Below are 24,305 nucleotides of genomic sequence, written 5' to 3'. Positions count from 1 at the left end.
ACAAATTTAGGATCGGCTTTCTACCAAGTCCTTTACGCAATCCACCCAAGTATCGCTGGAGTTTAGACTCGGAACCAAATCCCATTTTTCTCCTCCCAGCTCAATAAACTCCTCTTTGTACTCTTGCCCCACTTCAATGGTTGTTTCAAGACAATCTGCCACGAAAGCCGGAGAGAACACCAACACTTTTTTCACGCCTTCCTTGGCCAGATTATGAATGATGTCCTCAGTGTAGGGTTGAATCCAAGGATCTTTGCCCAATCTGGACTGAAAACAAGTAAGGGTCTTCTCTTGAGGAATACCTAGTTTTTCAGCGACCAATCTTGTGGTTTGGAAGCATTGCGCTCGATAACAGAATTGATTTTTAGGTCCATATTTGTTGCAACAGGCACCTAATTGGCAATATCCTTCTACCGAACCTTTGCGAATCTGTCGTTCAGGCAATCCATGGTAGGAAAACACGAACTTTTCATAGTCATCCTTGGCCATCATTTCCTTGCCCAATTCAGTCCAAGCTTCCAAGAAAAGAGGATGATCAATGAAATTGCTGATGAAATTAATCTCAGGGATAATCTGCCAAGTACGGGCGATCTCCATGACTTTATCGATCACTGATCCATTGGTAGCAGAAGCATATTGAGGGAAAAGCGGAACCACAATGATCTTTTTCACCTTGGCTTTCATCAGCTCTTCCAGTCCCTTTTCAATACTCGGATTTTGATAGCGCATAGCCATGCTGACCAGGTATTTTTCTGGATCCAGCTTTTGGATCAGTTTTTCCTTGAGGTCTGCTGTGTGAAAAAGAAGTGGAGAACCTCTATCCGTCCATAATTTTCTGTATTCCCCAGCTGATTTTGGAGCCCGGAAAGGAGCGATGATTAAGTTTACTAGCATCCATCTAGGAATAAATGGAAAATCAATTACCCTTCCATCCATCAAAAATTCCCGGAGATATTTTCTTACATCTCCTGTCTTGGTGCTGTCCGGGGTTCCTAGATTAACCAGCAAAACGCCGGTTTTTGATTTGCTAATCGCCATGAAGTTTACTTAGGTTTTCTTTCAAAGCCCAAAATTAGCCCCTTTGTTCAAATTACCTGATTGAAACTTCAGATGGGCAATTGACAAGCCTTTAGATTTTCAACTTTTCAGCCCATCCCATCAATGGCCCAGAGATAATGCTAGAAAGCAAGGCCAGAATTACCAAACCAATGAAAAGTGACTCGGAAACCAAGCCGCTTTCAAGAGCGATTAGGCCCAAAATGATGTCCATGCTACCCCGAGTACTCAAACCAAACCCGACCACCATAGCTTTGTTTCGCTTCACTCCGGCCATTCTTCCTCCCAGGTATGCACCAAAATATTTGGTCAAAAATCCTACAATCACCACCACTCCAACTACACCCAAATCGAATGCTTCAATAAAATTGACTTTCAATCCAATACTGAGAAAAAAGATGGGCGCGAATATGTTATTGATGAATTGATGCAGAATTTCTTTGGCTTTTTCAGTCAAATGTTCGGAATCACCCAAAGCCACACCGATGATAAATGCTCCAAAAATTGCGTGAATTCCGATAAATTCTGTAAAAGAAGCAGCCAAAAAACAGATAGCCAGAGAAAGTGAAAGTAAGCCCCCAGGCCAAGCCAGATTTTTATTGGTCCAAGGCAAAACCCGATTGATCAAAGCCTTGCCAAGGGTCAACATAAAAACTGTAAAAAACAGGGTAAGTCCGATAGTCGGCCAAACTCCAATGCCTTCTTGACCAGACTCGGAAAGAGAAAGGATCACCGAAAATATGATCCATCCCACCACATCCACCACCATGGCACTTGCGATGATCAGTAAGCCCGTCTTGGTCTTAAATAAGTCCAAGTCCATCAAAACCCTAGCTACCACGGCAAGTGCAGTGATAGAAATGGCTAATCCGAAAAAGGTGGAAGCAACTGCCCGGTCGTTGATATTTACTCCAAGAAATTCAGGAAATGCATAAGCCACCACAAATCCGGCGATGATGGGCAAGGCCATAGAAGTCAGCGCAATTTTCAAAGCGTTTTTTCCCTGACTCCAAACCACCTGCAATTCGACTTCTATTCCTGCAATAAAAAGCAAAAGCACTACTGAAATCTGGACAAAACCATCCAAGGCAATATTGGTCATTTCATGGCTTTGGAATAAGTCTTCGTGCAACTCAGGCATCACATAGCCCAAAATCGTAGGACCGAGAATAATCCCTGCGATGATTTCACCCACCACTGCTGGCTGCTTCAATTTCCTCGCGATTTCCGCAAAAATCCTCGCCATGATCAGCATGGCCGCAAGTTGGAGGAGAAGGTTGATGACCTCCTTATGGTTTAGAGTTTCCATGGAGGCGCTTAAGGTTTAATGATTAAAAGATTACAGGGAAGAGTACTGAGCAAGTCCTCGAGATCATGTGGAAAAAGGCGATCGAAAAAGGTAAGGCTACGGTCGTCACCGACAATGAGTAAATCCGCTTCGATTTTTTCACAAAACCTTGCTAACTCTGTCGCCCAGCGCCCTCCCGTTACTTTGATACTGATTTTTAAATCTCCCACATCTATCCCTTTCATATTTTCCTCTACGTAGGTGATTTCATCCTGAACCAACTGCCTTCTGGTTCCCGAAACCTCATCCTCAGTATCCTCGCTGGCTGTCCCCATGAGGAGCCCATACATTTTTATTTCGTTGAGGATATAGACATTTTTTGCAGCAATAGCCTTTGAAAAATCAATCCCCTGCCGGATCACTTCTGGGGTAATTTCCAATTGAGTCCCATTGATTACCACTTTGGAAAACTCCGTGGTTTCCATTTTAGGTTCGATGAGAGTCAGTACCGAACATGGTGCTTTTCGGATAATTTTCCTGCCTACAGAGCCCAGGTAATATTTCAAGAAACCTTCTTGCTTTAATGCCCCAGCAACCAAAAGGTCTACATTTTCCTCTCTACAGGCTTCAAGAATCTTCTTTGCTGGTTTGCCATTTTCTTTCCAAAGCACTTTAGTCTTGGCTTTTTCCACACCCAATCTGGATAAAATCTCGTCCAACTGTCCTTCGAGTTCTTCTGTCTTGACTCCTACATGGATCAAGATTAGCTCACTTCCAAAAAAGTTTACGAGCCTTTTCGCCTCAGTGATCAGGGCTTCCATTCTGGGAGAAAATGCAATAGCAAGTCCGATTCTTTTAAACATATCCTTTAAACTTGATCTCTTCAAATAAGCCATTTTTATTTATTCTGGCAATTTGAATTTCAAGACTACCACTTATCCCCTTGCCTTTCCGCTGGTTTGGATTTTAGCAATTCAATCAAAACGAGGCCTTTTTCTAGGGCAATTTTTCCTAAAATTCAGTCTAGATTGAACTCAGAAAAAAACCCAATCCAATTTCTATGAGAAAACTAATCCTCACTGGACTCTTGGTGGGAAGTTGGTTTTGCAGCAGCGTTTTTGCTCAAAGCGATTACCCGACCCTTAGCCAGATTAACCAAAGACTCCAAAAACTTGGAAGCAATTCCTCAGCGGAGCTCAAAACACTCTCCAAAACAGCTGGTGGGAAAGATATTTATGTATTGAAAATCGGTACTGGAAACATGGACCAAAAACCTGCGATTGCGGTAGTGGGGGGAGTCGAAGGTTACCATGTACTGAGTGTGGAATTGGCCTTGCAATTTGCCGAGAAATTAATCGCTGAACATGCAGAGGCATTGCAAACCACCACTTTTTATGTCTTCCCAAACATGTCTCCAGATGCCTATGAGCAATACCATGCGGCTTTGAAATATGAGCGCAGAGGTAATGCAAGTGCTGTGGATCATGATCGAGATGGCACTGCAAATGACAATGGGTACTCCGATCTGAACGGAGATGGCTTGATCACTTGGATGCGTGTAGAGGATCCAATGGGAGACTGGACGGTTTCCAAGGAAGATCCCCGAGTGATGGTAAAAGCCGATCGCTCCAAAGGCGAAGCAGGAAAATACCTGGTGATGAAGGAATCCAAAGACGATGACAAAGACGGGAAATTTGCCGAAGACCTCAAAGAAGGAATTGCTTTCAACAAATCCTTGACCTATAAATTCCCGGTATTTGAACCTTTGGCTGGAGATATCGCAGTTTCTCAGGCAGAGAGCAGAGCACTTTTGGATTACCTATTCGAGCAGTGGAATATTTTCGCTTTTGTGACTTTTTCACCTTCCAATAACCTCAGCTCTCCTTTGAAGTACAATGCTGGTGAAGCGAGAAAGCGAGTAGTTTCCTCCATTTTGGAAAAAGACCAAGTGATCAATGCCATGGTTTCTGATGTCTACAACAAGACTGTTTCTCAGAAGGCATTTCAACAAACTAATCAGGGGACTGACGGGGATTTCTTCCAGTGGGCCTATTTCCATTTTGCAAGATTAAGCTTCTCCACTCCTGGCTATTGGACTCCTGAATTCAAAGGGAAAAACAATCCAGAAGCCAATTATTTGGCATGGGCTGATTCTTTGGGCTGGAATTCATTTGTGCCTTGGACTGAAGTAAAGCATCCTGATTTTCCGAATCAAAAAGTAGAAGTCGGAGGAGTTAAGCCATTTATGCTTACTAATCCTCCTTACGAAAAGGCGGCTGAAATCTCTGCGGAGCATACCGATTTTATCCTGAAACTTGCCGGAATGCAGCCCAAGCTAGAATTCCACAACCTCAAAACAGAGGCTTTGGGAAATGGACTGACTCGAGTAAGTGTGGATCTTTTTAATAACTCCCCACTTCCCACTCATTCAGAAATGGGAGCTCGTTCAAGATGGCTTAGAAAAATTCGGATTGACCTGGATTCTTCCCAGGATAAAATCATCTCAGGAGACAAAATCACATTGGTGGAATCCATGGGAGCCTTTGAAAAAATATCCTATAGCTGGATTATTCGCGGTACGGGAAATATCTCCCTCAAAGCAGGAGCTCCTCACACAGGATTTGCCACTCAAACCATTAAACTCTAAGCCATGAAGATTATGAAAACAAGAAAAGCAATCGTTGCCTTGGCTTTGGGAGCATTGAGTCTTGGCGCTTTGGATGCAAATGCCCAACATGAGAATTATTTCCGTGCCATTGGTACCCCTCACAAACCTAAAGTTGAAATTTCCTTCAACAGATATTACAGTTCTGAAGGACTTTGGGACTTGATGAAGAAAATAGCAGCTGCTCATCCTGACTTAGCCAAAGTAGAATCCATCGGGAAATCTGTGCAAGGAAGAGACATTCTGACCATCACCATCACTGATTTTTCCACAGGAAAAGATACCGATAAGCCAGCGATGTGGATCGACGGAAACATTCACTCCAATGAAATCCAGGGAGGAGAATTCTCTCTTTACGTTGCTTGGTATTTGACCGAGATGTATGCGGATAATGACTTTATCAAGCAATTGCTGAAGGAAAAGACATTCTACATCACTCCTACCATCAACCCTGATGCCCGGAACAATTTCTTCAAGGAACCAAACAATGCGAATACTCCTAGATCTGGGATGTTAGTCTTGGATAATGATGGAGACGGACTGGCAGGTGAGGATATGATGGATGATTTGGATGGGGATGGAAACATCACCATGATGATTCGAAAATCTCCAACCGGTAGATTTATCAAGGATCCTTTGGATTCAAGAAGGCTCATGATGGTAGGTCCTGACCAAGTGGGTGAATATGAAATGTTGGGTCAGGAAGGTATTGACAACGATGGGGACGGTGAAGTAAATGACGACGGAATCGGCTATTATGATCCAAACCGGGATTGGGGATGGAACTGGCAGCCTGATTATATCCAGCGAGGAGCCTTGAGATATCCTTTTACTCTTCCCGAAAACAGAGCTATCATGGAATTTGTGATGAAACATCCCAACATAGCAGGAGCCCAAAGTTTCCATAATTCCGGAGGGATGATCCTTAGAGGTCCAGGTGCAGAAGAAGATGTCAATACCTACACCAGAGAGGATATCAGAATCTACGATGCAATAGGAAAAGTGGGACAAGAAATGATCCCTGGATATCGCTACATCACTGTTTATAAAGATCTATATACCGTGTTTGGGGGAGAATTGGACTGGTTTTATGGAAACCGAGGGGTATTCACCTATTCCAATGAGTTGATGAACCCGTATTTATATTTCCACAAAGACGGTGGAGGTAGAGGAAACCAAGATGAGCAATTCCGGGTGGATCAACTCTTGACTTTCGGAGATGCCTTTGTAAACTGGAAAGAATACGAGCATCCTCAGTTTGGAACAGTTGAAATCGGTGGATTCAAAAAGACTTTTGGAAGAGCACATCCAGGGTTTTTGCTGGAGCAGGATGCACATAGAAACGCAGCATTTACCATCTTTCACGCCTATCACACACCAAAACTTTCTGTCATGAATGTAGAGGAAGAAGATTTGGGTGGAGGATTGAAAGCCATCACGGCGACCATATTTAATGAGCGCATGATGCCAACTCACGCAAGTCAGGATTTGAAATACAAAATCGAACGACCAGATTATGTTACCATTTCAGGAGCCAAAGTTGTCGCGGGATTTGTGGTGGAAGATGAAGACCGAAACAAGTTCAAGGAGCAAAAATCTTCTCCTGAAAAAATTGCCGTGGAAAATATCCCGGGAATGAGTGCGGTGAAGGTTAAGTGGATCGTTTCTTCAGGATCAAATTACAGTATCTCGGTAAACTCCGCCAAAGGAGGAAAAGCTACTTGGAAGAAGTAAAAAATTGATTTCCAAAACTCCCCGGTCTTTTAAATCGGGGAGTTTTTTCTTTTATATCTAAATTCCCCAAAATTAAGACATGAAAAATCTTCTGCTTGTCCTCTTACTTTTCGGGAATTCATTTTCTCTACTTGCCCAGGAAAACCCAATTGTCCTGATCACCTACTATTCCCAATCTGGAAATACAAAAACCCTTGCAGAGGCCATTCAAAAAGGAGCTCAATCTGTGAACGGAGTTGAAGTGAAGCTTTTGGCTATTGAGGAGGTGGAAGTTTCAGATCTTCTAGCTGCATCCGCCATCTTAGTTGGTTCTCCTGTTTACAATGCTAACATCGCTACTCCTGTTCAGGAATTCATCAATTCATGGCCTTTTGAGGGAAGACCTTTGAAGAACAAAATCGGAGCTGCATTTGCCACGGGAGGTGGCATTTCTATTGGAGAAGAAGGGGTAATGATTGACATCCTGCGATCCATGCTCATCCACGGAATGATTGTCATGGGAGGAGAAGAGGTGGAGTCTGCCTTTGGGGCCTCAGCAATAACTGGAGAAGGCTCTTTTTCTAATGAGAAAATGGACGAGATTTTTTTAAATAAGGGATTTGGACTGGGTAAAAGAGTTGCCGAAGCGGTCCTTCGATTTAATTTTCCAGAGAAATAGAAAAGTTATAAATCGGACTCAGAAAAAAACACTTCCCCTTAATTTCTTAAATGAAAGCTTTTTACCTTTTTTTTATCAGTTTCAACTTATTTTTTTGCCTAAGCGCATTTGGAGAAAACGATTCAATCCGACGAAGTCAGATTACTGTAATCCTGGATAATGACGCTTATGTTCCTGGGAGATTGGATCGCTACTACAGCAATGGAATCTCCATAGGTTTTCATCACTATTTGAAAGAAGGGAAGAGTATTTCATTTCGATTGGGCAAAGAGATGTATACTCCAGATTTAAGAAAAACAGGATTTGCAACTGAATTCGACCGACCTTATGCCGGAATGGTATTTGGTGAATTGGCCAAGCAATGGAGAAAGGAGCGATGGTTTTTAGAGGCGGAAGGAATGCTTGGAATCTTAGGCCCAAGTTCTGGAGTTAGTCAGTTGCATTATTGGTTTCATGACAAATTTGGATTTCCAAGACCTGAGGGGTGGGAAACCCAACTTGGAGATGCGGCATTGTTTAATTTATCATTCTCGAGCATTTACCATGTGGCAGGAAATTCAACGCTGGATTTTAATCTTTATGGCAATGTTGCAGCCGGAAATTGGAACCAAAATATCTCCTTTGGGCCAATCCTAAGGTTTGGAAAACTATTGCCTTTCTCTGTTTCCCAACTTACTGGAAGTAGAGTCGGGGTCTCTGGAAAGGGACTTGAACAATATTTCCAATTGGGAATAGTGGGGATCAAAAGCTTCTGGGAAGGGAGTGTAGATGGGGGCAATTTTGGTGTGAAGTCCGGTTAAGATGCCAATGGAATTAGGATTGAAACCATAGGAGAAGTGGTCCTGAATTACCGAAACTTTGGTTTTTCCTATGGAATAATCCATCGGAGCAGGTACACTTCAACTTCTGATGGACAGATCATCGGAAGGGTTCGATTTTCCTGGCTTTTTTAATAAAAAAATCCCTGTCGAGCCGGCTCAACAGGGATTTATAAAAGAAGTTGGTTTAGTTTACTTTGAAGCTACATAAGTTTCAAATCCACCTGAAGTGGTCACTTTGAAGCTGATTGCATCTGGGAATCCTGGTCTTTCGATAGTGTAAACTTTGTGAAGTCCTTGAGGATTATTTACTTCTTCCGTATGGATCAGTTTATCTCCATCGAAGATTTGAACAGTTACGTCCTTTGCTTCCAAATTAGAAACCAAAAGTCTGTACTGGTTTTCACCGATTTGGGTCACTCTTGAAAATACCACTGGCTTAGTTTTTACCGCAGTATTGAATGTAGCAGTTCTCAAAGTTCCGTTTACATCTGATACTTCTACAGAATACTGACCTACAGGAAGTGCATTCAAATCATATCTTTTTGCAAAGGCTTCAGTCTTGGAAATTCTATCACGAAGAACAAGATTGTTTTCTGAATCCATGATTTTTACCACCAAGGTACCTGCTGGAGCTTCCGCAACAGCCACTACTACTTTAGCAGGCTCAGTTTGTCTGATTTCAACTGCTTTGTCATCGTTGTAAGCAAACGCTCCTGTTGCAAATCCAGCAACAAAAAGCATAGTCATTAATTTTTTCATTTTTTTAGTTGGTTTAATAAGGTTAAGATTTCTAGTGTTTAGTAACCGCAGGATGGACAGTTCCATCAGGGAGGCATTTTGGGCTACAGGGTCTTCGATGCAATTCGAATTACGATTCAAAGGTAGTTAACGGAACTGAAATTGCAAATGTTTTAAAGAATTGTTGATTTTTTTTAACTTTTATCAACAATACAATCAATTTATTGTAAATAATATAAAATAAGTCTGCAATCGATAGCGAAGCCTGACCAATTTTGACAAAAATCAATTATTTAAAATTTAATTTGGTAAATAGTCAATTTATCAAAATCATGTCATTACATCAAATTGACAAATCCCAGTTTCGGAATCGATTGTATGGAAAAATATTTTTTCAAAAAATTTTTAGAATCAATAAAAAAAGCCCGGAAATCCAGGCTTTGGTAATTCAATCTACATGAAATCTACTAGTTCAATTGGCTTTTGGCTTTGTTTACCATCTCTTGGGTAAAGGTTCCTTTGAGCTCTACCACCATCATTCCTCCGTCTTTATCATCTCCGACTAAAATGACCAAATCTGATATAGTTCTATTTCCTTTGGAATAAATCATGAATCCACTTTTCCCTTCAGCAGCCTCCATGAGCAGATCATAATTCTCTCGTTGCAGACCTTTTTGCAATGCCATGAATTCACCCTTGGTAGCTGAATTTTCAGGTAAAGTCAAAAAATTGAGCTTTTCTACCGACTTGGCCACTGTGGCCATATCCTTGTCGTCCAAATCAATTTTGAAGCCTTCTGCGAAATTCATGAAGTTCCCTCCAAGTTCCATTTGAAAGAAGTCCTCATTGCCTTTGTATTTCTCCTTCAATGCAGCGATACTTTTGCTTTGCGCCTGTACTCCAAGTACCATGGCAAAAAAGGTGAGTGTTAAAACAAGTTTTTTCATTTTTAGTCAAAGTTTATGGTTTAGTATTCAATTTTATTTTGGTCCCTTCGGCCCTTTAGATCCCTTTACGTATTGTTCCATTCCAGGAATATTGGTTTTCTCAGCAAGCATGTTTAGGTCTTGATAGGTAAAAGATCCCAGCATAGATATGAGTGAAAAACTACTCCCTTCTCCCGATACCATCGTCAACTCCTTAATCAGGCCTGCCTCTTCCCGGATCATAAATTTTAGGCTGCTGCCTTTGTCTTGGACATCCATCAATTCCTCATACCTGTTTTTCACCAAAGTCCCCATCACTTCCTGGTACAAGGCTTTGCCGTTGACCTCTTCAGAAGAAAGAATCCTGATCCCTCTAATCTTGCCTATCAAAGCCCCTAATTCTTCAGCATCTTTATCGCCTTCCGCATTGTTCTTTAGAAACCCTCCAGCCATTTGCATCATTTTAGGAGAAATATATACCCGCGAAAAGCGCTCATCTTCCATGTATTTGGAAAAGAACTTTTGGATAGCATCCTCCTGAGCCATGGCTGACAAGGAAAATCCCCAAACCAGAAGCAGTAACGTGCTTATCTTTTTCATGTCTTTATTTTTTAATTTGTTGCCACCAAAGCTCTCTGAAGGTGGATTTTCATTTTTTTAATCAACTCTCGATTCCAGGCTACTGACCCTGGGTGAAGAGTTGATTGGTAGTTTTCAGGTACTTTAAATCATTCAAAGGCTTCATTTGCTCCTGACCCTTAGCAAGATTTGTCTGAATCATCGCCAAAGCCTCCATGACTTCTTGGTAAGCTTGTTCTTGTTCCTTTTTTTCTTCGTAATCTCTCCAAACCCAAACAGAGCTTATAATTAATGCCAAAGACGCCGCCCAACTCAGCCATTGAAGGCGAATGGTTTTTGATTTTGGCTTCCCTCCCGGGGTTTTCAGCTTCTCCGGCATTTGGGCTTTGAAGTCTTTTAATACTCCGAAAAAGGATTTCTCAGTTTCAAACCCCTCCACTTGGGCAAGGGACTCCTTTAGCTCCTTCTCTTCAGCCAGGCTGCTTTCTCCAGCCCAGTATTTTTGAAGCAATTCCTCGATTCTTTCTCTCATGGAGTTATTCCTTGGTTGATTAATTTTTCTCTGATGGTCTTTCTTGCTCGGTGAAGATTCACCTTGACTTGCTCCAAACTGATTTCCAAAAAGTTTGAAATTTCTTCATAGGACATTTCTTCAATTTCTCTTAGCTGAAAAACTTCCCGTTGTTTTTCCGGTAAATTTTCAACCAAGCTGAAGATGATCCGATTGGATTCTGAGAGCTCCAAAGCATTCGTTTCGGGTTGAGGGATGTGGTCGGCCCGCTCCAATCCATCAATCTTTCCGTTTTTCCGAAAATGCATCAAAACCTCATTTTTCAAACTTTTCACAATCCATCCATTCAAGTTGGGATGAGTTTGAAGCTCCTTTTGACGCTCCACCGTTTTTTCGAAGACATTTTGAAGCATATCCTCTGACAGGTCCCTATCCTTGGTCCAGAGATAGACCATTCGAAACAGCTTCCCTCTCAGGGGCCAGATATGCAGCTCGAAAAATGACTTCATTTTAGTAGATGATGCATGAAAGAGGTAAATGTTACAGGAGATTCAAAAAAATGTTGACTTTTTTTCTAAAAGCGATGAAAAACCCCTATTTGAGCCAAACACTAGGCCTCCGAAATTAGATTCATTTTAAATTCAGATTAAAAAATAGTATGCATGCAGACTATTTTATATTTTGCATCGATGAAAAAGCAGGAAAGTTTAGGCCGGAATAGGAAGGAAATGGGCAAAAAAAATCCCGATCCTTGTGGGATCGGGACCGTGGTGATGAGTGGACTCGAACCACCGACTCACGGATTTTCAGTCCGATGCTCTACCAACTGAGCTACATCACCGTCGTTTAAAGTGTTGCAAAGGTAGAAATTTGAATATTTGGTACAAACCCTTTTCAGAAAAAAATAAAGTAGAAATTTAGAATATCAAGCTAATCTGATCAATATGAGCATATTACCGCAACTTGCCTTTGTGCTGATTTTAGGTGCAGCAGGGTTAATTTTACGCAAAAGGATACTTTTCCTGAAAAGAAACATCCTTTTGGGCAAGGATGAAACCCGAAATGACCAACCCAATGAGCGCTGGAAAACCATGTTTTTGGTTGCCTTTGGGCAGCAAAAAATGTTTAAAAGAATCATCCCTGCTTTCCTTCACTTTTTGATTTATGTGGGATTTCTGGTGATCAATCTGGAAGTCCTGGAATTTGTCCTGGACGGGATCCTCGGAACCCATAGACTATTCGCCCCGCTTTTAGGTGGTGCGTACACTGTAGCGATCAATATTTTTGAATTTCTAGCGGTAGCGGTATTGGTATCCTGCGTGGCATTTTTGATTCGAAGAAATGTGATGCAAGTGGAGCGTTTCACCAAGCCTGAAATGAAAGGCTGGCCAGCTATGGACGCCAACTTGATTTTGGTGATTGAGATCATTTTGATGTTTGCCATTCTGACAATGAATGCCACAGATCAAATTTTGGCCTCGAGAGGCGATGAGCATTATCTAGCCTTAGGCCCTCTATTTTTCAGCAGAATCCTTCAACCCATTTTCATGGGATTATCTGACGGTGCATTAGTTTTTATTGAGCGATTTGCTTGGTGGTTCCATATCATCGGGATTTTGGCTTTTGCTGTCTATGTGACTTATTCTAAGCATTTGCACATTTTCCTTGCTTTCCCAAATACTTGGTATTCAAACCTGAAGGCTAAAGGCGAAATTCAAAATATGCCAGAAGTAACCCAGGAAGTGAATATGATGCTTGGGATTCCGGTAGAAAATCCATCAGCACCTCCAGCTGAAATTGGCAGATTTGGAGCAAAAGACGTCAATGACCTTTCTTGGATCAATATTCTGAATGCCTATTCCTGTACAGAATGCGGCAGATGTACATCCGAGTGTCCTGCTAACCTAACCGGGAAGAAACTTTCTCCCAGAAAAATCATGATGGATGTGAGGGATCGCGCCGAAGAAGTAGGAAAAAGTATCGACGCCGGAGGACCTGGACTTGAGGATGGAAAATCTCTTTTGGGAGATTATATCTCCAAAGAAGAAATCAATGCCTGCACCACTTGTAATGCATGCGTAGAAGCTTGTCCAGTCAATATCGATCCGCTTTCCATAATCCTTCAACTCAGAAGATATGTGGCCATGGAAGAATCCGGAACTCCAGCCCAATGGAATGCCATGTTCCAAAATATGGAAACCAGCTTTTCCCCATGGAAATTCAGCCCTTCTGATCGATTCAATTGGTCAGAAAAAGTAAAAGAAGAGGAAATGAAGTAAATGTCCGATGCTTTATGACCGATGTCCGATGAAAATACTTTCACGCCAATCGTCTAGCATCTTGTGTCTAATGTCTAAAATCTAAAAAATGTCTACATATAAAGTCCCAACAATGGCCGAAATGGCCGCGAATGGTCAAAGTCCAGAAGTGTTATTTTGGGTGGGTTGCGCAGGTTCTTTTGATGAGCGATACAAAGCAGTCACTCAGGCATTTGTAAAAATATTGAATAAGGTAGGAGTCAGTTTTGCGGTTTTGGGACCAGAAGAAACCTGTACAGGTGATCCTGCCCGAAGAGCAGGAAATGAATTTCTTTTCCAAATGCAGGCTGTTGCCAATATCCAAGTCATGAATGGCTACGAGGTAAAAAAGGTAGTGACCGCATGTCCTCATTGCTTCAATACTATCAAAAACGAATATCCGGCCCTAGGAGGAAATTATGAGGTGATTCACCATTCCCAATTCCTTCAGCAGTTAATCAATGAAGGAAAAGTCAGACTTCTGGGTGGTGGAGAGTTCAAAGGGAAAAAAATCACCTTCCACGATTCTTGCTACCTCGGGAGGGCAAATAATGTCTACGAAGCCCCTAGGGAAGTCATCAAGGCCTTGGATGTGGAATTGGTAGAAATGAAGCGTTGCCGCACAAAAGGTCTATGCTGTGGAGCAGGTGGAGCACAAATGTTCAAAGAACCTGAGGCGGGAAAAAAAGACATCAATATTGAGCGAACCGAAGAAGCCCTTGCAACTGGAGCCCAAGCCATTGCCGTAGGATGTCCATTTTGCCTGACCATGATGACTGATGGAATCAAAAACAAAGAGAAAGAAGCCGAGGTCAAAGTCTATGATTTGGCAGAGATGATTGCCAAAGACATGGGGATTTAATTAAAAAGAATGAATCAATTCGACCCTTTTTGCCGTTATGCAGAAAGGGTTTTTTATGTGCTGATTAGTTGTTTGCAACTGCCACATAAAATCTCGAGTAGATTAAAATTGGGTTGGGATATGACTTTAAAGCCATTCTCTATTTCTTTGAATTGAAAATCAAACGATATGTATTTACCATTTGAGCAAATGCCGGAATATTCCAGAGTTTGGATTTATCAAGCTGAGCGAAAATTCAACGCCCAAGAAGAAGCCTTAATCCACGAAAAATTGACTGGTTTTTGCCAAGGCTGGAATACTCACGGAAATCGTATGCCGACTTCTTTTGAGATTTTCGATTCCCAGATCATTGTTTTGGCAGTGGATGAAAGCCAGCTTGGTACAAGTGGTTGTTCTATTGACAGTTCTATTCGAGCACTTAGAGAATTAGAATATACCTTGGGTTTAAATTTGACAGACCAAGGAAAGATAAGCCTTAAAAATTCTACTGGAGAACTCAGAGTGATTCCAGCTTTGGGCGTAAAATCAAAAATTAATTCAGGAGAAATAACTGAAGAGCTCGAAGTCATTAACCCTATCATCCAAACCAAAGCCGACATTAAAAATTTGTGGCAGCCTATCCGAAAAAGTTGGTTGAACAAATATTTTCCAAATTAATTAGTAATATTCACAGACAGACCGAATCCCTTGGCTCAATGAAACAACGATTTTTTCCACTTATCGCTCTTTCCATTCTGCTGCTTGGCAGCTGCAAAAGTTTGGTGGAAAAAGGAAACGATCAATTTCTATCCGGACAATATCAATATGCAATCAATACGTTTGGGCAGATTTTAGCGGACGACTCCACTAACTTGGAAGCGAATCAAGTAGTGGCAGAGAGTTACCGCCTTTCCAATAGAATTGAAAAAGCTGCACCTTATTATAGTCGGATAGTAGAAGAGACACCTAGTTTCAACAATTACTTTTTCTTGGGACAAAGCTTAAAAGCCCAACAAAAAAACAAGGAGGCAACGGCAGCCTTCGAAGCTTCCAAGCAATATACTTCTGACGAGGCCTTACTCGCCCGAGTGCAAAGAGAAATTGAGGGCATCAAACTAGCCGAAGGAATAGAAAACTACTGGCCAAATCATGTCTTGGTCAATTACAAAGAATTGAATACTCCGGGAGCCGACTATGCGCCGGTTTTGAGTGAAGATTTCCTTTATTTCACTTCAGGACGACAGGCCTCTGGCTTGTATCCCGCTACTGGAACTCCCTACACAAAACTATTCAGAGCAAGAGCGGATGGATTGAAAGTAGACGTGGGGGGGATTCAAGCACTTCCTGAATTCAGAAATGAAGAGGGCTTAAACCAAGCTTCTATTGCTATCAGCCCGGATGGAAACACAATTATTTACGCCCGGGGAAATTCTACCTCAGCAAAAGATCTACCTGAAGTAGCCCTTTTTGCTTCTTATTTCCGAGGAGCTGGTTTTACACAACCGATCTGGATGCCTCTAAATGAAGACGAAAACTGGTGGAATTCTACCCCAGCTTTCAGCCCAGATGGTGCTGAACTTTATTTTGCCTCCAACAGACCAGGAGGATTCGGAGGAATTGACTTGTACAAAGCCACCAAACTTGCCAATGGAGATTTTGGAAATCCGGTAAATCTTGGTCCGACGATCAATACTCCCGGCAATGAAATGTTCCCAAGAATGGCTCCTGACGGAAAATTCTTTTTCTCTTCTGATGGTCATCCTGGATATGGAAAATTAGATCTTTTTGTAGCTGAAAAAGACGAATCCGGTACCCAGGTAATCAAAAATCTGGGACAAAATTTCAACAGTCAAGATGATGATTTTGGGATCTTTTTCACCGAATACCCAAAGGCTGGATTTATCTCTTCCAATCGAGCTGATGGTGTGGGAGATGATGATATTTATTACTTCGAAGACAAGACTCCAAAGCCAAAAATCATCAATGTATTGCTGAACGTTTTTGCAAAGGAAACCAAGGCTGATGGAGCTGAGGCACCTCTTCCTCAAACACGAATTGTACTTTATGGATCTGACAACAAGCAGCAGGGAGGAGATTTCTCCAACACAAATGGCCGGGTAAGATTCACCATGGCTCCTGACTCAGACTATACTATCATTGCTTCCAAAAGCGGATACTTCTCCAAGTCTATTCCTTACACCACCAAAGGAAAGACCCCTGACCCCGCTACTTTAATTCAGGATGTCACCAACGTCACTTTGGATACAACTATCTTTTTGGATCAGTTGATTTTGGAAAAGGCAATTGTCCTAGAAAACATCTATTATGATTTGGACAAGGCTGAAATCCGATCAGATGCAGCGGTAGAGCTGGATAAACTTGTAAAAATCCTTCAGGACAATCCAAGTATCCGAATCGAACTCAGCTCTCATACTGACTCCAGATCCAGTGACGCCTACAACCTTGACCTTTCCCAGAGAAGAGCTCAAAGTGCGGTGGATTACATGGTATCCAAAGGAATTGCAGCAGATCGCTTAGTTGCCAAAGGATACGGAGAAACGCAGTTAATCATCAAAGATGCCAAAACTGAAGAAGAGCATCAGGTCAACCGTAGAACTGAATTCAAGGTGATTGAGATAAAGGAATAATTTCCAGTTTCAAGACGCTAGAATCAAGACATTAGACTCTAAGCGGAAAGGATTTTTGATAAAATAGATAGCTTGAATAAAATAAAAATGCCATTAAGATCTTAGATGTTAATGGCATTTTTTATTTCTCTTACTAGATGAATAGATATGTGATAAGTTTTCCCAAGCTTTTATCTCTCCCAACATCCCTTCTTTTAAAACAATTTTTAGCCCATACGGAAAGGTCTCTTTTTCGGGAAGAGACAATCCTTTAATTCTCCATTGCCTTGTAAATCAAATCATGTATATCTGTTCGGATATTCTCACTGAGTAATTTATTATTCTCTGCATCCGGATAAACTCGATTGGATAAGAAAATATAAATCAGTTGATTCTCTGGATCCGCCCAAACACAAGTTCCGGTAAATCCTGTATGCCCAAAGGTGGATTTAGGAGCTAATTTACCGGCCGATCCACCTTTGCCTTGCTCAGGCTCTGGTTTATCCCAACCCCAGCCTCTACGACTCATTGAAGATTGTCTTTTAGTAAAAGCTTCTACTGTCGAAGGCTTGATCAGATTTATATCTCCATAAAAACCCTTGTTGAGCATAAGCTGCATCATGACTGCTAGGTCATTTGCAGTTCCAAAAAGTCCTGCATGACCGGCAACTCCTCCAAACATAGCTGCCCCGGGATCATGGACATAGCCTTGAATTTGTCTTTTTCTAAAGGCCACATCATTTTCAGTTGGAGCTATTTTTTCAATGGGCATTTTTGAAGCTGGATTGAAAGTCAGGGTATGCAATCCCAAAGGCTCGTAGAAGTTTTGTGCCAAAAATTCATCCAAAGGCTGATTGACAACACTTTCAATAACCGCCTGCATGAAATACATGGTCAGATCCGAGTAGACATATTTGTTTGGCTTTGGCAAAAGGTCAGACTTAACCGTCCAATTCCAGATACTATCCCTCAATCCATCTCTGGCAAACATGTCATTTGAAACCGGTCGGGAAAATCCTGGTTCAGCTTGAGCTTTGTAAAAAGTATCCTTCCATTTCCCTCCTTCAACGGTTTTTACATAATGGGGAATAAAAGCCTTTAATCCCGCCTCATGGGCCATCACATTTTTAATTACCAAATTGGCCTTATTGGTACCTCTTAACTCTGGCAAGTAATCACCCAGAGTTTTGTTCATATCCAACTCTCCCCTGCTTTCCAAAAACATGGCTGCCTGAGTGGTAGCCAAAACCTTGGTTACTGATGCCAGATCATAAACTGTTTCAGCAGTCACTGGAGCCGATTTTTTATAGTCTAAATACCCATAGGACTTTTCAAAAATCACTTTCCCATCTTTGACTACCAAGACATTAGCACCTGGAGCCGCTTGAACTTTTATCATTCGATTGGCTACCTCGTCTATCTGATTAAGCTTTTCTTCGCTCAATCCCACGCTTTCAGGAGTCCCATAAGAAAGCCTTCCTAAATCTCCCAAATATCCTCCAACTCCTTGGGTAAATCCATTTGCCACGGTAACGGGTAAAATTCCCTTTCCCGGTCTTCCTCCAAAAAGAATTTGTGGAGCTAATTTTTGAGTAATCTCATTGTTTTCATAAGCCAAAACCACATTCCCCATTCCTTCGAGGGCAGTTGCGGCATATGCATTTCCAAAAAGCACAGTAACTACTTTCTGCCTTTTTTCCAGGGCACGAATCAACTTAATATCCCCCGGAGCAATCCCGAATGCCCGCTGAGGACTATTCGTCACCCCCATCAGTCCCACCACGACGACATCGTAGTCCTCCAACTTCTTCATCAGATTATAATGCTCAGATTCCGAGGCGGCTTTGGAAATATCGAAATGATCGACACGCGTGTATTTGTTGAGGTATTTGCTGAATTCTTGTCCTTTGTCTCCTATGGAAAGGCTGGCAAATTTTTTCAGATCAAGTTGTTTAAATGGCAATAAATCTCCCTTATTAGATGCAACGGTAAAGGCATCGGCATATAGTTTCTCGATAATTACCTTAGTCTCTGGACTGTTAATTCTCTCGGAGATTTTATAAGTGTCTATTGGTTTTGCCTTGTCAAGACCTGCCCAATATTTAGCCTTCAGGATTTTCTTTACCTTTTTATTGATTTCTCCTTCGGAAATTTTCCCTTGAGCCACAGCTTCTTTTATCAAAATTTTTGCTTTGGGCACATCCTGAGAATAGAGCAAAACATCATTTCCCGCCAACAAAGCTTTCAAATCCACTTCTCCGGGTTTGTTAGCCACAGCCACCCCGCGCATATTCAAGGCATCTGTAAATACCAAACCTTGGAAGTTCATCCGATTTTGCAAAAGATCAGTAACCACAGATTTGGAAAGACTTGTCGGCAAATGCTCTCCTTGATTTAGGCTTGGCACATCTAAATGAGCAACCATGACAGACATAAGATTCTCCCTGAAAAGCTCCTGATAAGGGTACAAGTCGATATCCCAAATCCGATTTTCTGCGTGTTTAATGATTGGTAAGGTATGATGACTGTCCGTTTCAGTGTCTCCATGCCCCGGAAAATGCTTCGCATTCGCAATTACCCCATGCTCCTGCAGACCTTTCATGTAGGCCAAAGCTTGCCGGGTTACCAGGGATTTATTCTCTCCAAATGCACGATATCCGATTACAGGATTGTTTGGATTGGAATTGACATCTACTACTGGAGCAAAATTGATATGCATACCCAGCTCCTTGAATTGATGGGCGATTTGAGTACCCATTTCGTAGATCAATTGATCATCCTGAACAGCTCCCAGGGTCATTGCTTTGGGAAAGTTTAAAATAGAATCCAAACGCATCCCCACTCCCCATTCCGCATCCATAGCTATAAAAAGAGGTGTCTTTGCCTGGGCTTGGTAATAATTGGTTAGTCGGGCTTGTCTATTGGGACCGCCTTGAAAAAAAATCAGCCCCCCGAGATTTTCATTTTTGATCAATTCGCTGATTTCATCGACATGCTTCTGGTCTTTATTGGAATAGGCTGCCACCATAAAAAGCTGCCCCAGTCGCTCATCGAAAGTCAAGGCATTAAACACACTATCTACCCAGCTTTGCTGCGTCCTCAGGTCTCCTTTTATTAATGGATCTTCATTGGCAACGAAGGGGTCAGATTTTCCTGAAGAAAACAAGCCCACGATTACCACCATCAAAAGAAGCCTTACCTGCTTCGCACTCATGTCTGTTTAGATTTTAATTCCTTAACTTTTGAAGTAAATTTGTAGAGCAACGCTTAGACACCAAGCCAAAACCTCTCCGGCTTTTTATCAAACGACTGATTGACTCAGTTTAATATTCAAGATACTAAAGTTCGGGCAACATTAACCCTCTAATTGGGTTAAACTATTGGAAAATATGATATCCGGTAGCAGAGTTTTAAAAAGCTTGTCGACTGGCTTTCTTGCTTTACTTTAAGCAACTATTGATTAAAAATGAAGTTTCCTTCCATATTTAGAACCTCCTCTCCCCAGCGATTTGATGTCAAACCGAGGTATTATGACCCGGTAAAAGAAGAAATCGAGGAAAGAACCTCCAGAATCAAAAAAGAACTGGAAGAGGAAGGCCTGCTTAGCGGTGAGGATGGTCACAATCCACAGGGATATGGTGCCAGTATCCGTGGCTCATTTTCTTCTTACAGAGGAATCAAGCAAAGGGACACCAGTCTTTTTAATTCAACAGCGATGATCCGAACCTTATTGTTTTTCGGAATGATCACAGCTGCCTTCGGATACATTTACATTGGCCCTGTTGTACTTACCTACATGGCCTACACTGGTCTTATTGCTGTCGGGATTTACTTTTTCTTCAAAATCAAAAAACAAAGAAAAAGATGAGTGACATCATCCAACTGCTCCCGGATGCGATTGCAAACCAAATCGCTGCCGGAGAAGTAGTACAGCGACCCTCATCTGCTCTCAAAGAACTCCTCGAAAACTCTGTTGATGCTGGTGCGACTCATGTCCAGGTGATAATCAAAGATGCAGGAAAACAACTGCTTCAGGTGATTGACAATGGAAAGGGGATGTCCGCAACTGACGCCCGAATGAGTTTCGAAAGACACGCCACCTCCAAAATCAGAACTTCACAGGACCTGTTTGCCATCAAGACTTTTGGATTTAGAGGAGAAGCCTTGGCCTCAATAGCTGCTGTGGCACAAGTTGAACTAAAAACCCGGCAAGTCGAATCTGAGCTAGGAACGCTCATCCAAATCGAAGGGTCTGAAGTAAAAAAACAGGAACCAGTAGCCACTCCCGTTGGAACATCGGTGGCAATGAAAAACCTATTTTTCAATGTTCCAGCACGAAGAAATTTCCTTAAATCCAATCCGGTGGAAATGCGTCATTTGGTTGAGGAGTTTCAGCGGGTCGCACTTTCTTATCCTGAAGTCGCTTTTACTATGTACCAACAGGATCTGGAAACGTACAATCTCCCTTCAGGGAAATTGAGCCAGAGGATTGTTGGCCTTTTTGGGAAAAGCTATCAGGGTCAGTTGATCCCTTGCGAAGAATTGACACCTCACGTGAATGTCAAAGGCTATATCGGGAAACCCGAAAACGCCAAAAAAACCAGAGGAGAACAGTTCTTCTTCGTGAATAATCGATACATCAGAAGTTCCTACCTCCATCATGCGGTGAGTTCAGCTTTTGAGGGTTTGATCCAGTCAGAGCAGCATCCATTTTATGTTCTTTTTCTGGAAATCGATCCAGCACATATCGATATCAATGTGCATCCTACTAAAACCGAAATCAAGTTTGACGATGAGAGAACGGTCTATGCCGTCATTCGCTCTGCGGTAAAGCAGGCCTTAGGTGCTCACCATATCACTCCGGCCATTGATTTCTCCGTGGATGTGAATTTTCAAGATACCTGGACAAATAATCCTGATACAAAAATTGAGGTGGATCGGGAATATAGCTACAAGACCTTCAATACCCCGGAATTCAAAAAAGCTTCAGTATCTGGCTGGGAAAGGCTTTTTGAGGGAAATATTCCCCAAAGACCTCAGGAAATTTCCAGGGAAAATGAGGATGAAACTGAAGTCCTAACCTTCCCCAGCAGGGCTTCGATGGATGAGCCGAGATTTATGATCCGGCCTGAAGAAAATGAAAACACAGGAACCACTTTTCAGGTGGAATTGAGCTACATCGTAGCCCAGATGTCTACTGGTTTACTGATTTTAGATCAGCAGGCAGCTCATGAAAGGATTTTGTATGAACAATATTTTCGTCAGCTCCAAGCTGCAAAGGGAGTTTCCCAGCAATGTCTTTTTCCACCCACCTTGCAGCTTAATCCTTCCGATTATTCCTTGGTGATGGATATGTTGGCCGAACTGCACAGTTTGGGTTTTGTTGTGGAACCATTCGGAAAGGATACCATTTTGATTCAGGGCGTTCCGGCTGATGTTCAGGTGAAGAATGAAAAAGAACTTTTTGAAGGACTTCTCGAGCAATTCAAAAACTTCAAGAGTGAGCTTTCTCTGGATAAGAGAGAAAATCTCGCAAGATCTTTAGCCAGAAAATCGGCAATTAAAAAGGGCCAAAAATTGAATTCTCAGGAAATGGAAACTCTGGTAGGGCAACTTTTTGCCAGTCAAAATCCAAACTATTCTCCTGCCGGGAACAAAACTTTTGTGAAATTAGATTTAAATAGCATTCACTCCTTTTTCGGAAAATAAGATGTTTAGAAACATAACTCCGGTCGTACAAAACCTGCTGCTGATCAACGTGGTCGTTTTTCTGGTAGCCAGCTTTGTGTTTCCGACCTTGAATAATTGGTTTGCTTTGTACAATATCCAAAGCGAACACTTCAAGCCCTTCCAATTCCTGACCTACATGTTTATGCATGCCGACTTTTGGCATTTGTTCAGCAACATGTTTGGTCTATTGATCTTTGGGCCTTTATTGGAGCAGTTTTTAGGGCCAAAAAAATTATTCACCCTTTGGATGGTTTGTGGTGTAGGTGCAGGGGTACTGTATTCGGGTTATTCCATTTACCAGTACAAAAATCTAGAAGATAAGGTCTTGGCATTTGAGGCCAATCCTGACCCGGAATATTTTAACCGATTGGTGATTGAAAACAGAGGCTACTTTGCGCCTGAAGTATTTGATTTCGTAGATAACTTCAGCAGAAATCCTGAAGATCCTGCCTATATCGAAAGAGCAGAAAGAACACTTCAAACAATCTTAAAGCTAAATCTGAATTCTCCTATGGTTGGAGCTTCAGGTGCGCTGTTTGGTATTTTGGTGGCATTTGCCATGTTATTCCCAAATACACAGTTGTTTCTTCTTTTCCCTCCCATGCCCGTCAAAGCAAAATATTTGGTGGGGGCTTATGCCCTTTATACGATTTATAACGTAATGCTAAATAGCCCCACGGATAACGTAGCCCATTTTGCTCACTTGAGCGGATTGGTGATTGGGGCGATTTTAGTTTACAACTGGAAAAAAGACAGAAATTCTTTCTATTGATATGTACGGAAGCTTTTGGGAAAATCTGAGAAACGCCTTCAGGCATCGGGACAATAGCTTGTATAAGTTGATTGCAATCAATCTGATTGTGTTTTTTGCGCTGCTTATTTCCCGAGTAATTCTCACCATCAGTGGATTGGGTGAACTATATCGCGAAGGATTGAGCTTTCTGATGATGCCAGCTTCTTTGGAGAAATTAATGTGGCAGCCTTGGAGTGTTTTCTCCTACATGTTTTTGCATGAGGGAGTATTTCACATCCTGTTCAATATGCTCTTCCTCTATTGGTTTGGGATGATTATTCACCAATATCTGGGGAGCAGAAAGCTTGCAAACCTGTATATTTTGGGAGGACTTTTTGGAGCTATTTTCTACCTTTTGATTTACAATCTGGCTCCTTATTTCAGTTCATCGGTGGATACTTCCATGATGTTGGGAGCAAGTGCTGGAGTATTTGCCGTGGTTGTTGGTGCCGCCACTTTGACACCGAATACCACTTTTTTCCTGATTCTAATAGGCCCGGTAAAGATTGTTTATATCGCAGCCTTCTATGTGATTCTTTCTTTTGCCAATTCGATTGGAGCAAATGCTGGAGGGGAAATTGCCCACTTGGGAGGAGCGCTTTTGGGGTATTTATACATTGTTCAACTTCGAAAAGGAACAGATTGGGGTAAGCCCGTTCAAAAAGTCGGAATCTTCTTTGAAAACCTATTCAGCGGTCGCCAAAGCAAGGTAAAAGTGAGTTACAGAAAAGCTAAAACCTCAACAGGAGGCGGTTTTGCAGGTTTTGGGAGCTCGTCTAAAACCAGTCCTGCTCCCAAATCAACTGAAACAACCCAGGAGGAGATTGATAAAATTCTGGACAAAATTGCTGAAAAAGGCTACGACGCCTTAAGCAAAGAAGAGAAAAGGAAGCTTTTTGAGTTTAGTAAGAAATAAGGCGAAAAATTAGCTGATTTTGTTTTCTATCGGAAATAAGTAGAAATATACATCGCTTCACTCCGTGAAAAATAATAGAAATAATTAGCCGAAACATACCCCAAGAAGGATTGGTATTTCTACTG

The 24,305-nt window shown here is 41.8% G+C and carries 21 protein-coding genes and 1 tRNA gene; 12 read left to right on the top strand and 10 right to left on the bottom strand.

Going from position 1 to position 24,305, the window contains the following annotated elements; genetic code table 11:
* Positions 1-6: 6 nt before the first annotated feature.
* From hemH to DFQ04_RS10095, 3 genes are all read right to left on the bottom strand, one after another.
* Positions 7-1,038 carry a ferrochelatase gene (gene hemH, locus DFQ04_RS10105; RefSeq protein ID WP_133555407.1) on the bottom strand — a complete coding sequence of 344 codons (1,032 nt, stop codon included), beginning with the start codon at positions 1,036-1,038 and terminating at the stop codon, positions 7-9.
* 91 nt (positions 1,039-1,129) lie between these two features.
* A complete protein-coding gene (locus tag DFQ04_RS10100) occupies positions 1,130-2,365 on the bottom strand; it encodes a cation:proton antiporter (RefSeq protein ID WP_133555405.1) in 1,236 nt (411 codons plus the stop codon).
* An 8-nt stretch (positions 2,366-2,373) separates the two neighbouring features.
* Entirely contained in the window at positions 2,374-3,207 is an 834-nt protein-coding gene (locus DFQ04_RS10095; protein WP_133555403.1) for a universal stress protein, read from the bottom strand.
* 197 nt (positions 3,208-3,404) lie between these two features.
* Here DFQ04_RS10095 and DFQ04_RS10090 point away from each other — a divergent pair, with 197 nt between their 5' ends.
* From DFQ04_RS10090 to DFQ04_RS10075, 4 genes are all read left to right on the top strand, one after another.
* Complete coding sequence (locus DFQ04_RS10090) at positions 3,405-4,991, top strand: M14 family metallopeptidase (protein ID WP_133555401.1); 1,587 nt, start codon at positions 3,405-3,407, stop codon at positions 4,989-4,991.
* 12 nt (positions 4,992-5,003) lie between these two features.
* The gene (locus tag DFQ04_RS10085) at positions 5,004-6,743 is read left to right on the top strand and encodes a M14 family metallopeptidase (RefSeq protein ID WP_133555399.1); all 1,740 of its coding nucleotides are present in this window, start codon (positions 5,004-5,006) and stop codon (positions 6,741-6,743) included.
* A gap of 79 nt (positions 6,744-6,822) precedes the next feature.
* Positions 6,823-7,401 carry a flavodoxin family protein gene (locus DFQ04_RS10080; RefSeq protein WP_133555397.1) on the top strand — a complete coding sequence of 193 codons (579 nt, stop codon included), beginning with the start codon at positions 6,823-6,825 and terminating at the stop codon, positions 7,399-7,401.
* 50 nt (positions 7,402-7,451) lie between these two features.
* Positions 7,452-8,201 carry a lipid A-modifier LpxR family protein gene (locus DFQ04_RS10075; RefSeq protein WP_133555395.1) on the top strand — a complete coding sequence of 250 codons (750 nt, stop codon included), beginning with the start codon at positions 7,452-7,454 and terminating at the stop codon, positions 8,199-8,201.
* A gap of 210 nt (positions 8,202-8,411) precedes the next feature.
* On the opposite strand, the gene DFQ04_RS10070 is transcribed toward DFQ04_RS10075, so the two are convergent.
* The 6 genes from DFQ04_RS10070 to DFQ04_RS10045 all read right to left on the bottom strand — a co-directional run bounded on the left by DFQ04_RS10070 (position 8,412) and on the right by DFQ04_RS10045 (position 11,817).
* Positions 8,412-8,981, bottom strand: coding sequence for a hypothetical protein (locus DFQ04_RS10070; protein WP_133555393.1), 570 nt, complete (start codon positions 8,979-8,981; stop codon positions 8,412-8,414).
* A gap of 446 nt (positions 8,982-9,427) precedes the next feature.
* A complete protein-coding gene (locus tag DFQ04_RS10065) occupies positions 9,428-9,907 on the bottom strand; it encodes a DUF4252 domain-containing protein (RefSeq protein ID WP_133555390.1) in 480 nt (159 codons plus the stop codon).
* A gap of 33 nt (positions 9,908-9,940) precedes the next feature.
* Positions 9,941-10,486 carry a DUF4252 domain-containing protein gene (locus DFQ04_RS10060; RefSeq protein ID WP_133555388.1) on the bottom strand — a complete coding sequence of 182 codons (546 nt, stop codon included), beginning with the start codon at positions 10,484-10,486 and terminating at the stop codon, positions 9,941-9,943.
* A 79-nt stretch (positions 10,487-10,565) separates the two neighbouring features.
* Positions 10,566-10,997: a hypothetical protein gene (locus tag DFQ04_RS10055; RefSeq protein WP_133555386.1), complete on the bottom strand. Its 432-nt coding sequence runs from the start codon at positions 10,995-10,997 to the stop codon at positions 10,566-10,568.
* The gene (locus DFQ04_RS10050; protein WP_133555383.1) at positions 10,994-11,485 is read right to left on the bottom strand and encodes an RNA polymerase sigma factor; all 492 of its coding nucleotides are present in this window, start codon (positions 11,483-11,485) and stop codon (positions 10,994-10,996) included. Before DFQ04_RS10050 ends, DFQ04_RS10055 begins: the two co-directional genes overlap by 4 nt.
* A 259-nt stretch (positions 11,486-11,744) precedes the next feature.
* Positions 11,745-11,817, bottom strand: a tRNA-Phe gene (locus DFQ04_RS10045).
* 103 nt (positions 11,818-11,920) lie between these two features.
* Between DFQ04_RS10045 and DFQ04_RS10040 the strand changes: the two genes are divergently transcribed.
* The 4 genes from DFQ04_RS10040 (at position 11,921) to DFQ04_RS10025 (ending at position 16,762) form a co-directional block, all read left to right on the top strand.
* On the top strand, positions 11,921-13,255 hold the full coding sequence (locus tag DFQ04_RS10040; RefSeq protein WP_133555381.1) for a (Fe-S)-binding protein: 1,335 nt from the start codon (positions 11,921-11,923) through the stop codon (positions 13,253-13,255).
* An 88-nt stretch (positions 13,256-13,343) separates the two neighbouring features.
* Entirely contained in the window at positions 13,344-14,135 is a 792-nt protein-coding gene (locus DFQ04_RS10035; protein ID WP_133555379.1) for a (Fe-S)-binding protein, read from the top strand.
* Positions 14,136-14,303: 168 nt separating this feature from the next.
* The gene (locus DFQ04_RS10030; RefSeq protein WP_133555377.1) at positions 14,304-14,792 is read left to right on the top strand and encodes a hypothetical protein; all 489 of its coding nucleotides are present in this window, start codon (positions 14,304-14,306) and stop codon (positions 14,790-14,792) included.
* A 38-nt stretch (positions 14,793-14,830) separates the two neighbouring features.
* On the top strand, positions 14,831-16,762 hold the full coding sequence (locus DFQ04_RS10025) for an OmpA family protein (protein ID WP_133555375.1): 1,932 nt from the start codon (positions 14,831-14,833) through the stop codon (positions 16,760-16,762).
* A 250-nt stretch (positions 16,763-17,012) separates the two neighbouring features.
* Here the strand turns inward: DFQ04_RS10025 and DFQ04_RS10020 are convergent, their stop codons facing one another.
* The gene (locus tag DFQ04_RS10020) at positions 17,013-19,955 is read right to left on the bottom strand and encodes a glycoside hydrolase family 3 N-terminal domain-containing protein (protein WP_133555372.1); all 2,943 of its coding nucleotides are present in this window, start codon (positions 19,953-19,955) and stop codon (positions 17,013-17,015) included.
* A gap of 252 nt (positions 19,956-20,207) precedes the next feature.
* Here DFQ04_RS10020 and DFQ04_RS10015 point away from each other — a divergent pair, with 252 nt between their 5' ends.
* Genes DFQ04_RS10015 through DFQ04_RS10000 form a run of 4 tightly spaced genes read left to right on the top strand, consistent with a single transcriptional unit; the run spans position 20,208 to position 24,180 of the window.
* On the top strand, positions 20,208-20,609 hold the full coding sequence (locus DFQ04_RS10015; protein ID WP_133555370.1) for a hypothetical protein: 402 nt from the start codon (positions 20,208-20,210) through the stop codon (positions 20,607-20,609).
* Positions 20,606-22,450: a DNA mismatch repair endonuclease MutL gene (mutL, locus tag DFQ04_RS10010; protein WP_133555368.1), complete on the top strand. Its 1,845-nt coding sequence runs from the start codon at positions 20,606-20,608 to the stop codon at positions 22,448-22,450. Before DFQ04_RS10015 ends, mutL begins: the two co-directional genes overlap by 4 nt.
* 1 nt (position 22,451) lies before the next feature.
* Complete coding sequence (locus DFQ04_RS10005) at positions 22,452-23,243, top strand: rhomboid family intramembrane serine protease (RefSeq protein ID WP_133555366.1); 792 nt, start codon at positions 22,452-22,454, stop codon at positions 23,241-23,243.
* A 1-nt stretch (position 23,244) separates the two neighbouring features.
* Positions 23,245-24,180 carry a rhomboid family protein gene (locus DFQ04_RS10000; RefSeq protein WP_133555364.1) on the top strand — a complete coding sequence of 312 codons (936 nt, stop codon included), beginning with the start codon at positions 23,245-23,247 and terminating at the stop codon, positions 24,178-24,180.
* Positions 24,181-24,305 lie beyond the last annotated feature (125 nt).

It is taken from the genome of Algoriphagus boseongensis, assembly GCF_004362805.1.
Classification (GTDB): Bacteria; Bacteroidota; Bacteroidia; order Cytophagales; family Cyclobacteriaceae; genus Algoriphagus; species Algoriphagus boseongensis.
The sequence above is the reverse complement of the archived record's forward strand: the minus strand, read 5'-3'. Positions and strand labels throughout refer to the sequence as shown.